This is a genomic window from Paenarthrobacter sp. NPDC090522, from assembly GCF_044769225.1.
Taxonomy (GTDB): Bacteria; Actinomycetota; Actinomycetes; order Actinomycetales; family Micrococcaceae; genus Arthrobacter.
On sequence record NZ_JBIVXL010000002.1, the window covers coordinates 146815 to 159542 of the forward strand.

The following is a 12728-nucleotide window of genomic DNA, read 5'->3' on the forward strand; positions in this document are numbered from 1 at the left end:
CCATACAAGCAATCAACAGCGCGTCAAGGTTTTTCCCAGGATTTCCGACGGCGGCGGTCCAGTAGGCTTAACGGGTGATCCTTTCTGCGATGAGCGACTTTGCCGTATCCACCTTTGGGGGCGCGGGACCGGTGCGGCCGCCCATGGCCTCGTTCCTGCCTGACTGGCTGAACCCCCAGATCTTCCTCGCCGACCCCGCCTTGGCGCCGTGGGTGGTCCTGCTGGTCTGCGGCATCGTCTTTGCCGAAACAGGCCTGTTGGTGGGCTTCTTCCTGCCGGGCGACTCCATGCTTTTCACGGCCGGACTCCTCGTGGCCACGGACACCATCAAGTTCAACGTCTGGGGCCTCGCAGGACTCATCATCATTGCGGCCATCATCGGCAACCAGACGGGCTATCTCATCGGCTCGAAGGCCGGCCCGGCCATCTTCAACAGGCCCGATTCCAAGCTCTTCAAGAAGGAAAACGTTGAAAGTGCCCACGCTTTCTTCGAGAAGCACGGAGGCAAGGCCCTGATCCTGGCCCGCTTCGTGCCCATCATCCGCACGTTTGTCCCCGTGATTGTCGGCGTGGCGCAGATGGACAAGCGGAAGTTCTTCCTCTTCAACGTCATTGGGGCCGTCCTCTGGGGTGGCGGCGTGACGCTCCTGGGCTACCTCCTGGGCGACCGCGTTCCGTGGGTCCGGGACAACCTGGACATCATCTTCATTGTGATCGTCCTGATCTCCGTGGTCCCGGTGGGCATCGAGGTGCTGCGCGGCATGGCAGCCAAGCGGAAAGCAGCCGCCCAGGGCACGGACCCGGTGGAAGAATTCATCGACGAACATGAAACGGAAAAGCACGGCGAACACTGAGTTCCCGCTTATCCAGGCAAGGAAAAGGCGCCCCCCGCGTGATCACGTGGGGCGCCTTTTCCTTGTCTGCTTGTCCGGCCCTAGGCAGCGGCCTCGGAGAGAGCCGCGACGACTGCCGGGAGCAAGGCTCGGAAGGCCTGGCCGCGGTGGCTGATCGCGTTCTTTTCCTCGAAGCTGAGCTCGGCGCAGCTGCGGTCCATGCCCTTGGGCTGCAGGATGGGGTCGTACCCGAAGCCGCCTTCACCGCGCGGCTCGCGCAACAGGGTTCCTTCAAGCTCGCCGTACTCCACCGTTTCCCGTGCAATGCCGCCGTCGCCGGGAATGGCCAAGGCAGCAGCACACACGAAGGCAGCTCCGCGCGAGGCGTCCGGAACATCGGAAAGCTGCGCCAGCAACAACTGCAGGTTCGCCTCGTCATCGCCATGCCGTCCGGACCACCGGGCGGAAAAGATGCCGGGAGCACCACCAAGGACGTCCACGGCCAGTCCGGAATCATCTGCAATCGCAATCAGCCCGGTTGCCTCCGCAACGGCGCGTGCCTTCAGGAGCGAGTTCTCGGCGAACGTCACTCCGGTCTCCGCAACATCCGGGGCACCTGCCGCAGCAGCGTCCACCACCTGGGTGTCGACGTCGAGCCCTGGAACCTGGCCGCGGAGCAGTTCCCGAAGCTCCTTCAACTTGCCTTTGTTGTGCGTAGCGAGAACCAGGCGAGGTGTCACGCCGGCAGCGCCGCCGCTCACGGAGCCTCCGCCAGTGTCTCGCGCTGGATGGCTGCCAATTGGCCCGTGCCGAGGAGCGCCAAATCCAGCAGCGCGTTGAGTTCGTCGCGGTCGAAGGGAGCGCCTTCGGCCGTGCCCTGGACCTCCACGAACTTGCCCGAACCCGTCACCACCACGTTCATGTCCGTCTCCGCCCGCACGTCCTCGACGTACGGCAGGTCCAGCATGGGAACGCCGTCAATGATGCCAACGGAAACCGCGGCGATGGTATCCACCAGCGGCTCCGCATTACGGGAAATCAGCTTGTTCTCCCGGGCGAAGCGGATCGCCTCGGCGAGCGCCACGTAGGCTCCGGTGATGGCAGCGGTGCGCGTACCGCCGTCGGCCTGCAGCACGTCGCAGTCCAGGACGATCGTGTTCTCGCCGAGTGCTTTGGTGTCGATGATGGAACGCAGCGAACGGCCGATCAGTCGGGAAATCTCATGCGTGCGTCCGCCGATCTTGCCCTTGACGGATTCGCGGTCGGAGCGGGTGTTGGTGGCGCGGGGCAGCATGGCGTACTCGGCTGTGACCCAGCCTCGGCCTTCGCCTTTGAGCCAGCGGGGAACGCCCTCGGTCAGGGAAGCGGTGCACAGGACCCGGGTGTTGCCGAACTCGATGAGGGCCGACCCTTCGGCCTGCTTGGACCAGCCGCGGGTGATGCTGATGGGCCTCAGTTGATCGGGGGTGCGGCCGTCGGCGCGGATCACGGGTGTTGCGGTTGCTTCTGAAGTCATGCCCCCAGCTTATCGAGGAACACCGCTTGTCCGTCCCCGGGCTAAATCGTGTAGTGGACTCCGGCGACCGCCACGGCCACGTCGCCGGCGAAGACGGGCTTCGCCTCGGACATCACCTTGGTCTGCGAGGTCCATACCGGGATGTGCGTCAGGAGCAGCCGTTTGGCTCCCGCATTGGTGGCCGCCTCGCCCGCGCGCTTGCCGGTCAGGTGAACGTCCTTGATGGCGTCGTCGCGGCCTTCCTCGAAAGCTGCTTCACACAGGAACAGGTCGGCACCCTGGGCGGCGTCTTCGAGTCCTTGGCACGAGTCCGTGTCACCGGAGTAGGTCAGGACGCGGGTCACGGGTGTGCCGTCCTTGCCGGGCTCTGTGGCCTCGACGCGCAAGGCGTAGGCCTCTTCGACCGGGTGGTTGACGCCATATGGGGTCACCGTGAACGGACCCACGGTGACGGGCTTCTGCTCCGCCCAGTTGGTGAAGTCGAATTCCTCGTGCATGCCCGGATCCAGGTCCAGCCCGTAGGCGGTGGCCATCCTGTCCGCCGTTGCCGCGGGACCCCACACCGGGAGCCGGTCGCGGCCCCACCCGCCGGGCTTCCAGCGGACAGCAACGTGGAGGCCGCACAGGTCCATGCAATGGTCCGGGTGCAGGTGCGTGAGGAAGATCGCGTCGATGTCTTCAAGGTCCGTATAGCGCTGGATGGCCCCGAGGGCGCCGCTGCCGAGGTCCATCACGATCTTCCACTCGCGCTCACCATCGTGCGCGGTCACCAGATAGCACGACGCCGGGGAGCCGGGACCGGGAAAAGAGCCAGTACAGCCCACGATGGTCAGCTTCACAGGCCACGCTCCGCATCTGACCGCGTGCCGGCCTCCGGCTGGACGAAATAGGAACGGCGGGAAAGGCCTCCGCCGGCACGGGCGGCCGCCAGCATCTCCGGGGTGATCCGGGCGAGGCTGCCGGTGGGATACTGTGCCGAAACGTGGTCCACGTGCTTCACGGACAGGACTTCCGGCCCCAGGAAGCGGCGGGCGAGGGTTTCAAACTGTGCGGCGTCGCCGGTGGCGATGAACTCGTGGCTGGGGGCCGACGTATCCGTGCGCTGGATGCCCCCGTTGGCCAAGGCGCGGTAAACGTCCTTGGCAGTTTCTTCGGCACTGGACACCAGCGTGACGTCCTCGCCCATGACGAAGGAGATGACCCCGGTGAGCAGCGGGTAGTGGGTGCAGCCCAGCACCACGGTGTCCACACCCGCATGCTTGAGCGGTTCCAGGTAGTCGTTGGCCGCGGCCAAGAGGTCCGGCCCGGTGGTAATGCCGGCTTCGACGAAGTTCACGAAGGCGGGGCAGGCCACGGACGTGATGGCGAGGTCCGGAGCCGCGGCAAACGTGTCCTCGTAGGCACGCGATCCAACCGTTGCCGAGGTTCCAATGACGCCGATGCGGCCGGACCTTGTGGCGGACACAGCGCGGCGGACGGCAGGCTGGATCACTTCGATCACGGGAATGCCGTACCGGGCAGTGTAGCGTTCGCGGGCGTCCCGCAACACGGCCGCTGAGGCCGAGTTGCACGCGATGGTGAGGAGCTTGACGCCCGAATCAACCAATTCGTCCATGACGCCCAGCGCGTTGGCCCGCACTTCGGCGATCGGGAGGGGTCCGTAGGGGCCGTTGGCGGTGTCACCCACGTAGAGGATGGACTCGTTGGGGAGTTGGTCGATGATGGACCGGGCAACAGTGAGGCCCCCCACGCCGGAATCGAAGACCCCAATCGGACGCGCGCCCATAAGCTCATTGGAGACGCCTGTTGAGTTGGCCGTGGCTGTTGTCATGATTATTCGAGAATAAGGCTTCCCTTGGGTTGCGGCCATTAGCTGCGTCTCCCCCATCGTGTCTGATTTGTCACACGGTGCGGGGCAACTGCGGACGGCCGGATCAGGATTTCGCCGCCTGCCGGGCCGCCATGATGGACTGCACCAGGGACTCCTGCAGCCACGTGGTGAAGTTGTACACCAGCGCGAGATAGCTTTCCACGTCCTCCGCCTGGCTCCAGTCCTGCATGCTGTGGATATGGTCGGCATCGGCTTCGTCTCGGATGTCCAGGCGTTCCGAAAGCACCAGCCGAACGTCGTTCAGGGCCATCGCCCATCGGTTGGCGTCCTCGGACGTGAGGACCAGCTCGTCCTTGTCCAGCCCCATGGCCGTTGCGCGCAAGGCGCCGATTTTGCTTTCCCGGACAGAGCGTTCGGTGAGCTGCCGGAACTCCAGCGAGCCGGCGTCGTCGTCCTTCATGACGTTGGGCAGCAACCGCAGAAGCGCGCGGTCCGTGGGCTGCTTCACGTCCATGTCCAAGCCGATCATCGCCGCCAGCGGGTCCTCGTCCTCCCGGGCATCGGAGTCAAGCATGGAGATGACGTCGGCCAGCAGCCCCCGCAGCAGGTCCCGCTCCGCCGGTTCCAGGTAGCCGCTGATTCCCTTGAGTCCGTACTTGAATGCCTTAGCCACTCTGGCGGCCGCCCTTTCCGGGAGTCTGGTTGCCGCTCGCGGCCTTTTCCACCGTTGCCCAGAGCCCGAAGCCGTGCATGGCCACGGCGTGCTGCTCCACCTGCTCCTTGCTTCCGTGCGCCACGATGGACCGGCCCTTCCGGTGGACCTCCAACATCAGCTTGTGCGCTTTGGACTCGGAGTAGCCAAAATAGCTCTGGAACACATAGCTGACGTAGCTCATCAGGTTGACGGGATCGTTCCAGATCACAAGGTTCCAGGGGATGTCCGGGGCGGTCAGGACATCGGTGGAGGTCAGCTCTGCAGCTTCCGTCCGTTCATCGATGTCCGTGCCAAACGCAACGCTAGGGGTCATCTGTCCATTCTAGGGCGGCTCGCACTAGAGTGAATTCGTGAGTAGAGCCACGTCTTGGGATCACCCCGCAACTTCCTTGTATACAGACCACTATGAACTGACCATGCTGCAAGCCGCCCTGCATTCGGGCGCCGCGCACCGCCGTTCCGTGTTCGAGGCCTTCGCCCGGAGGTTGCCGGATGGGCGCCGCTACGGCGTGGTGGGCGGGACGGGCCGCCTGCTGGAGGGAATCGCCGACTTCACGTTCGGCGAAGCCGAGCTGGACTACCTGGCGCGGAACAAGGTGGTCAACCAGGAAACCCTTGACTACCTCGCCAACTACAAGTTCAACGGCGACATCTGGGGTTATGCCGAAGGCGATGCCTACTTCCCCAACTCCCCCATCCTCATTGTCGAGTCCACCTTCGCCGAGGCCTGCATCCTTGAGACGTACATCCTGTCCGTCCTGAACCACGACAGCGCCATTGCCTCCGCCGCCTCGAGGATGACGTCCGCGGCCGGGAACCGCCCGTGCATCGAGATGGGCTCCCGGCGCACCCAGGAGGAATCGGCGACGGCGGCCGCCCGCGCCGCCGTCATCGCCGGCTTTGCCAGCACCTCCAACCTTGAGGCCGGCCGCCGCTACGGCATCAAGACGGTGGGCACGGCTGCCCATTCCTTCACCCTCCTCCACGACACTGAACGGGAGGCCTTCGAGGCACAGATTGCCGCGTTCGGACCCGAGACCTCGCTGCTGGTGGATACGTACGACGTCGAAACCGCGGTGCGCACCGCCGTCGAGCTCGCCGGCAACAAGCTCGGCGCGGTCCGCCTGGACTCCGGCGACCTCATCGCCCAGGCGCAGTGGGTACGCCAACTGCTCGATGACCTCGGCAATGTGGACACCCGGATCGTGGTGACCTCGGACCTCGACGAGTTCGCCATCGCTGCCCTGCAGTCGGCCCCGGTGGATTCCTATGGGGTGGGCACCTCGCTGGTCACCGGTTCCGGCGCGCCTACTGCCAGCATGGTCTACAAGCTGGTGAGCCGGACCAACGATTCCGGTGAGTTCATTTCGGTGGCCAAGGCGGCCAAGAACAAGGCCAGCGTGGGCGGACGCAAATACGCCCTGCGCAAGCTCAACGAACGAGGCAGGGCCACCCACGAGGTAGTGGGAATCGGCCACCGGCCCGAGGACGACGGGAACGACCGCTCCCTCCTCCAGCAATTCATCAAGAACGGCGAACTCCTGCCCGGCTGGACCGGCCCGGAAGGCGTCATCCGCGCCAAGGAACGCCACGCCGCCAGCATGGCCGAGCTGCCCGCCGTCGTGAACCGCCTGCAACGCGGAGAAGCAGCGATCCCTACCATCTACGAGGAGAACTGATGGCCAAGGCCCTGATCATCGTCGACGTCCAGAACGACTTCTGCGAAGGCGGAACACTCGCCGTCGAAGGTGGGGCAGCCGTGGCCGGCGCCATCAGCGAGTACCTCGACGCCAACCAGCAGCATTTCGACCACGTGGTGGCGACACAGGACTGGCACATCGAACCGGGCAGCCACTTCTCGGACGAGCCGGACATGGTGGACTCGTGGCCGCCGCACTGCAGGGCACGGACCAAGGGCGCCGAACTGCACCAGGACCTGGACCCCGAATACATCGAGGCATACTTCCGGAAGGGACAGTACACGGCCGCCTATTCCGGGTTCGAAGGCGTGCTGGCACCGGAGGACGACGTTCCTTCCGGCGACCTGAAGGCAGGCGCCACGGTGACGGAAGTCCTCGACGAGGACGCGATCGGCCTCGACGACTGGCTGCAAAGCCACGACGTCGAAGAAGTAGTGGTGGTGGGCCTCGCCACCGACTACTGCGTCAAGGCAACCGCCCTTGACGCAGTGCAGGCAGGCTATGCCACCACGGTGATCGCCGAATTGACGGCGGGCATATCGGACGACCTCGATGAGGCCTTCGATGACATGGAATCGGCCGGCGTCGAAGTGGAACGCGGCTAGTACATCCGGGCTGCAGGACAACCCGACTGACGACGAAGGGCGCCGCTGATGCGGCGCCCTTCGTTTGCCACCGGTCACTTGCGGCCGATGAACCAATCCTGAAGCTTGCGCAAGCGCGCTTGGAGCTGCTCTTCGTTAGCCTGCGCCACGGCCGGGCCGCCACACACTTCACGGAGCTTGGTATGCACCACTCCGTGTGGTGTCCCCGTCCGCGCAGACCAGGCCGAGACATTCTTGGCCAGCTCGTTGCGCAGGTCCATCAGCATGCGGTGGTCCGGAATGGCCGGAGCCGACTCCGCGGCGGGAGCCTGGCGCTTCTTGCGGGACTGCTGTTCATGCTGCCGTTGCCGCAGCAGCGTTCCCACCTGTTCGGCGTCCAGCAAACCCGGAATACCCAGGAAGTCGAGCTCGTCATCGGAACCGATGTCGGCTCCCGTGCCGAACTCGCCGCCGTCGAACAGGACGCGGTCAAAGGAAGCCTGGGAATCCAAGGCTTCGAACTTGCCTTTGGTGAGCTCGTCCGAGGCTTTGTCCTCGCGGTTCGCCTCGGCCATGAGGTTCTCTTCGGGGCTGAACAGCCCGTCGTCGTCCTTCTCGGGGCGGTCCAGGGCGTGGTCGCGTTCGGCTTCCATGGTGTTTGCCAGGCCCATGAGCGGTGGAACCGACGGCAGGAAGACCGACGCCGTCTCTCCCCTTTTGCGGGCACGCACAAAGCGCCCCACGGCCTGGGCGAAGAACAACGGAGTGGACGTCGATGTTGCGTACACACCCACAGAGAGCCGGGGGACGTCCACACCTTCGGAAACCATGCGGACAGCCACCATCCAGCGCTTATCCCCGGCCGAGAATTCCTCGATCTTGCTGGAAGCCTTCGAGTCGTCCGAGAGGATCACCGTGGGCGATTCCCCGGTGATCTTCTTCAGCTGGCCGGCGTAGGCCCGGGCGTCCTCGTGGTCGGTTGCGATAACCAGCGCGCCGGCATCCGGGACAGTGCGACGCACTTCGCTCAGGCGCTTGTCCGCGGCCGCCAGGACCGCCGGAATCCATTCGCCGGCCGGATTGAGCGCCGTCCGCCATGCCTGGGACGTGATGTCCTTCGTGACTGCGGCTTCCCCCAGGGAAGCCGCCATCTCATCGCCTGCGCTGGTCCGCCAGCGCATCTGGCCCGAATAGGCCATGAAGAGCACCGGCCGCACCACGTGGTCTCGGAGCGCGTTGCCGTAGCCGTACGTGTAGTCGGCTTTGGAGCGTCGGATGCCGTCCCGGTCCTCGGCGTACTCGACGAACGGAATCGGCGAGGTGTCCGAGCGGAACGGGGTACCCGTGAGTGACAAGCGGCGCGCTGCCGGGTCGAAGGCCTCGCGAAGGCCATCACCCCAGGACAGCGCCTCGCCACCGTGGTGGATCTCATCAAGGATCACCAAAGTCCGGGCCGCTTCCGTCTTGGCGCGGTGCAGCATCGGCTTGCTCGCTACTTGGGCATACGTCACCGCGACGCCGACGAAGCCGCGGCCGTGCTGTCCGTCGGAGTTCTTGAAGTTGGGGTCGATCGCGATGCCCACGCGCGCCGCGGCGTCCGCCCACTGGCGCTTCAAGTGGTCCGTGGGCGCAACGATGGTGACCCTGTTGACCACGCCGCTGTCCAGGAGGGTGGTGGCGATCCGGAGGGCAAAAGTGGTCTTTCCGGCTCCCGGGGTGGCTACCGCCAGGAAGTCCTTGGGACCACGGCTCATGTAGAGGTCAAGGGCCTCCTGCTGCCAGGCACGGAGCTTGGGAGCAGTTCCCCAGGCCGCCCGCTCCGGGTACGCCGGAGGCAGGGAGGGGCCACCAAAAAGTGTTTCCGTCATGTGGGCCTGTGCAGTCTTCCCACTCACTACTTGGAGTTGCCCGGGCCGTCGCCGTTCCCGCCGTCGTTCCCCGGACGGAGGCCATCGTAGATCTCCTTGCATTCCGGGCAAACCGGGAACTTCTGCGGATCCCTTCCCGGGGTCCAGACTTTTCCGCACAAAGCAATGACGGGCTCGCCGGTCATTGCCGATTCCATGATCTTTTCCTTGCGGACATAGTGCGCAAACCGCTCGCGGTCGCCGGGCTCCACTTCCTGGCGCGTTTCCTCGCGCTCAATGGTGGCCGTGGACGTTCCGGCTCCGGAAAGCTCGCGCATGGGGTCGTTTTCGAATGGATCCGGAGGAAGCGTAGTCATGGCATCCATCCTACCGTCTAGAGGCCTTGCCACTCCGGCTTGTTGTCGTACGTGTGGCGGTAATAGTCGGCCAACTTCAGTGAGGAAGCGGCCGCTTCGTCCACCAGGATGGTGGCATGCGGGTGCATCTGGAGCACCGATGCCGCACAGATGGCGGCCACGGGTCCTTCCACGAAATCCCGGACCGCCTGGGCCTTCTGCGCACCTGTGGCCACCAGGATCACGTGCTTGGCGTCCATGATGGTGCCCAGGCCCTGCGTCACCACGTGGTGGGGAACGTCGTCGATGCTGTCAAAGAACCTGGCGTTGTCCTTGCGCGTCTGCTCGATCAACGTCTTGATGCGCGTGCGCGAAGCCAGCGAGGATCCAGGCTCATTGAAGCCGATGTGCCCGTCGGTGCCCACGCCCAGGATCTGGAGGTCCACGCCGCCGACGCCCCTGATCGCGTCCTCGTAGGCCTGGCATGCGGCTTCCAGGTCCGCCGCAGCCCCGTCCGGACCATGGACATTTTCCGGCTTGATGTTGACCCTGTTGGTGAATTCCCGCCGGATCACCTCGCGGTACGACTCCGGATGGTCCGCTGCCAAGCCAACGTACTCGTCCAAGGCAAAGCCGTGCGCTTCGCTGAAGTCCAGTCCACCTGCCTCGTAGCGACGTGCCAGTTCGTCGTAGATCGGCAAGGGCGAGGACCCCGTAGCCAATCCAAGTACGGCATTCGGTTTGCGCCGGACGAGCGCCTCGATGGCGTCGGCAGCCAGGGCGCCGATCTGCTTGGTGCCCGGGAGGATGACAACTTCCATTGTCACGGCCTTTCTACGATGATGGTGCTTGTTTAAGTCGAGGATATCCCATGTCCCACAACCAGGTGTGGGTGTTACGTCGTTATTTATTCACGCTCAGCTGGGCGAACAGCTCGGGGCCACGGGCGTCCAGCCACTTTCCGCCCAGGCGAACACCCACCACCAGGAGCACGGCACCGAGCAATGGACCCACCACGAGGTTGATCCAGCCTGCTTCAGGTCCGCCGCTGACCATTTGCACAACCACCAGGGCCAGTTCGGGCAGGAGCAGGAGCGCCAGGAGTCCCATGCCCACGGCCTGGACAGCGAGCGTCTGGGCAACGTTTCCTGGCGGTTTCTTGAACGGGCTGTCCCCAGGCAACGGAACGGCAATGTTGTAGCGGGCGGAAATGACGGAGGACAGACCCAGCCCCGTGAACAACGTTCCCAGCGAGAGGCCCAGCAGGTTCGGCAGCCACGCCCAGTCCCCCGTGATGAAGAGTGGGCCGGCAGTGAACACCAACACCACGGGCAAGGAAATCGCCAGGCAAGCCATCGCGCGGCCCAAGCGATCGTCCACGCCGCGGACACCGGAGGCGAGATGAAGGGCGAAGGCTGTGTTGTCATAGGAGACGTCAGCCGAGATCGACCAAGCCATCATGAACGCGGTCAGTGGGCCAAGGATCATCAGCAACCCCTGGCCGCCGTTTTGGTTGCCGGCGAAGAAGAGGATCACCGGCATGAGCGGAATGATCACCAAGGAGCCCGCGTACCGGGGATCCTTCAGCCAGTAGATCAATGCCCTGGCGGCAACGGCTCCGGCCGGAGTTCCGGGCAGCACACCGAACAAGCCCAGCTTGCCGCCCTTCCGGGTTGGACCGCCCGAGTACGCGGGCGTCACCAGGGCGCGCTGCAACAGGACGTGCCAGCACCACAGGAGGAAGCCGATCGTGGCCACGGCGATGAGGGCCTTGAGGCCGGCAGCGCCCGGATTGCCCGCGTCCAGTTCGCCGCCGAGCGACCACGCAGCTCCAAGAGGGGTCCAGGAAACTGTCCGGGCCAGTACCGGAAGATAGTCGGCGCTGCCCCGGATGCCGTCAACGATGCCCACCATGATCGGCCCCAGGAGTACCAAGGGGACAAACACCACGATGCTGCTGACGTCCTTGAATCGACGCGAGGAAGCCAGGCCCGCCGTCGCGGTGGTCACAACCTTGGACAACACCACACAGGTCATGGCACCAAGGACTGCCCCCACCAAGGCACCGGTCGCCGTGGGAACACTCCGCCACCACGTGCCAACCGTTCCCAAGGCGGCCAGCAAGGTTGCCAATCCCGGAATCCCGATGAAGCCGGCCAGTGCCAGGCCGGCCAAGAGTTGCCGGGGCGGGATCGCGAACGTCGTGAACCGCGCAGGATCGAGCGTCATGTCCCCCGCCGAGGCAACCAGGGGTATGACCCCCCATCCGATGATGGTTGCCGCCCCGCCCAGCACCACCACCGTATGCGCGATTCCGGGGTCGGCCCAGCGGAGCGCCACCAACCCACCCACCAGCATGGTGAGCATGCCGAGTGCATAAAGCAGCCCCAGGCCAATGCCCACCAACTGCCACGGACTGCGTTTGAAGCCGTTGAGGAGCAGTCGCCACTTCAACCTTAGAAGGTGCGCAACCATTCGAGCCCCTCTGTCCGGTGGCCGCCGCCCACCAACTGCACAAAGCGCTCTTCGAGCGTGGATCCCGCCCGGACCTCATCCACGGAACCGGCAGCCAGGACGCGTCCGCCCGCCACAACGGCCACGTGGCTGCACATGCGTTGTACCAGGTCCATGACATGGCTGGAGACAATCACCGTTCCCCCGGAAGAAACGTAGCCCTCGAGGATCCCCCGGATATTTGCCGCGGAAACAGGATCCACAGACTCGAACGGCTCGTCCAGCACCAGGAGGCGCGGCGCGTGGATCAGCGCTGATGCCAGGGCAATCTTCTTGGTCATGCCGGCTGAGTAGTCGACTACCAACGAGCCCGCGTCAGCCTGGAGGTCGAAAGCCTCCAGCAACTCCGAGACCCGGGACAGGACCACGTCGCGGTCCATCCCACGGAGCAGTCCGGCATACGTGACCAGTTGCTCTCCGGTAAGCCTGTCGAACAAGCGAACGCCATCGGGCAGCACGCCCATCAGTTTCTTTGCTTCGAGGGGACGGGCCCACACGTCCACGCCGTGCACGGTGGCGGTTCCGAAGTCCGGCCTCAGCAAACCTGTCGCCATGGACAGCGTGGTGGTCTTGCCGGCGCCGTTCGGGCCAACCATTCCGTAGAACGAACCGGCCGGCACATCCAGGCTCACGCCGTCGACGGCGATTTTCTCACCAAAACGCTTGGCGAGTCCCCGGATGGCCAAAGCCGGGATGGCCTGGCCGTTCGCTGGTTCCGGTGGTTGTGCCGGCGGAACAGGCACCTGGGGCAGGTGGGATGACTGGGGGTTGGCCTGATGGTCTGGTTCCGTCATGGCAACAGCCTAGCGTTGCCGGGGCACGCCCGCGGCGG

General features: G+C 65.0%; 14 protein-coding genes. 3 read left to right on the forward strand and 11 right to left on the reverse strand.

Annotation, left to right across the window (positions count from 1 at the left end):
* Positions 1–89: 89 nt before the first annotated feature.
* A complete protein-coding gene (locus tag ACIQT2_RS02775; RefSeq protein ID WP_400330623.1) occupies positions 90–854 on the forward strand; it encodes a DedA family protein in 765 nt (254 codons plus the stop codon).
* Between the two features lie 80 nt (positions 855–934).
* Here the strand turns inward: ACIQT2_RS02775 and rdgB are convergent, their stop codons facing one another.
* The 6 genes from rdgB to clpS all read right to left on the reverse strand — a co-directional run bounded on the left by rdgB (position 935) and on the right by clpS (position 5208).
* The gene (gene rdgB, locus ACIQT2_RS02780; RefSeq protein ID WP_402943376.1) at positions 935–1594 is read right to left on the reverse strand and encodes an RdgB/HAM1 family non-canonical purine NTP pyrophosphatase; all 660 of its coding nucleotides are present in this window, start codon (positions 1592–1594) and stop codon (positions 935–937) included.
* Positions 1591–2349 carry a ribonuclease PH gene (gene rph, locus ACIQT2_RS02785; RefSeq protein ID WP_400330267.1) on the reverse strand — a complete coding sequence of 253 codons (759 nt, stop codon included), beginning with the start codon at positions 2347–2349 and terminating at the stop codon, positions 1591–1593. The genes rdgB and rph overlap by 4 nt, the downstream gene beginning before the upstream one ends.
* 41 nt (positions 2350–2390) lie before the next feature.
* Positions 2391–3188, reverse strand: a complete 798-nt coding sequence (locus ACIQT2_RS02790) for an MBL fold metallo-hydrolase (RefSeq protein ID WP_402943380.1) — start codon at positions 3186–3188, stop codon at positions 2391–2393.
* Positions 3185–4180, reverse strand: coding sequence for a glutamate racemase (gene murI, locus ACIQT2_RS02795; RefSeq protein ID WP_400330262.1), 996 nt, complete (start codon positions 4178–4180; stop codon positions 3185–3187). The genes ACIQT2_RS02790 and murI overlap by 4 nt, the downstream gene beginning before the upstream one ends.
* Before the next feature lie 103 nt (positions 4181–4283).
* Positions 4284–4853: a DUF2017 domain-containing protein gene (locus ACIQT2_RS02800; RefSeq protein WP_402943383.1), complete on the reverse strand. Its 570-nt coding sequence runs from the start codon at positions 4851–4853 to the stop codon at positions 4284–4286.
* Positions 4846–5208 carry an ATP-dependent Clp protease adapter ClpS gene (gene clpS / locus ACIQT2_RS02805; protein WP_400330257.1) on the reverse strand — a complete coding sequence of 121 codons (363 nt, stop codon included), beginning with the start codon at positions 5206–5208 and terminating at the stop codon, positions 4846–4848. Before clpS ends, ACIQT2_RS02800 begins: the two co-directional genes overlap by 8 nt.
* 37 nt (positions 5209–5245) lie before the next feature.
* On the opposite strand from clpS, the gene ACIQT2_RS02810 reads away from it, so the two are divergent.
* Positions 5246–6574 carry a nicotinate phosphoribosyltransferase gene (locus tag ACIQT2_RS02810; RefSeq protein ID WP_400330254.1) on the forward strand — a complete coding sequence of 443 codons (1329 nt, stop codon included), beginning with the start codon at positions 5246–5248 and terminating at the stop codon, positions 6572–6574.
* Entirely contained in the window at positions 6574–7200 is a 627-nt protein-coding gene (locus ACIQT2_RS02815; RefSeq protein WP_402943387.1) for an isochorismatase family protein, read from the forward strand. The genes ACIQT2_RS02810 and ACIQT2_RS02815 overlap by 1 nt, the downstream gene beginning before the upstream one ends.
* A gap of 74 nt (positions 7201–7274) precedes the next feature.
* Here ACIQT2_RS02815 and ACIQT2_RS02820 read toward each other — a convergent pair whose 3' ends face one another.
* The 5 genes from ACIQT2_RS02820 to ACIQT2_RS02840 all read right to left on the reverse strand — a co-directional run bounded on the left by ACIQT2_RS02820 (position 7275) and on the right by ACIQT2_RS02840 (position 12690).
* Complete coding sequence (locus tag ACIQT2_RS02820; RefSeq protein WP_397322431.1) at positions 7275–9047, reverse strand: DEAD/DEAH box helicase; 1773 nt, start codon at positions 9045–9047, stop codon at positions 7275–7277.
* A gap of 26 nt (positions 9048–9073) precedes the next feature.
* Entirely contained in the window at positions 9074–9412 is a 339-nt protein-coding gene (locus tag ACIQT2_RS02825; protein ID WP_387435896.1) for a DUF3039 domain-containing protein, read from the reverse strand.
* Between the two features lie 8 nt (positions 9413–9420).
* Complete coding sequence (gene nagB / locus ACIQT2_RS02830) at positions 9421–10203, reverse strand: glucosamine-6-phosphate deaminase (protein WP_402943768.1); 783 nt, start codon at positions 10201–10203, stop codon at positions 9421–9423.
* Positions 10204–10285: 82 nt separating this feature from the next.
* Positions 10286–11857, reverse strand: coding sequence for a transporter (locus ACIQT2_RS02835; RefSeq protein ID WP_402943392.1), 1572 nt, complete (start codon positions 11855–11857; stop codon positions 10286–10288).
* The gene (locus tag ACIQT2_RS02840; protein ID WP_402943395.1) at positions 11839–12690 is read right to left on the reverse strand and encodes an ABC transporter ATP-binding protein; all 852 of its coding nucleotides are present in this window, start codon (positions 12688–12690) and stop codon (positions 11839–11841) included. The genes ACIQT2_RS02835 and ACIQT2_RS02840 overlap by 19 nt, the downstream gene beginning before the upstream one ends.
* Between the last annotated feature and the right edge of the window lie 38 nt (positions 12691–12728).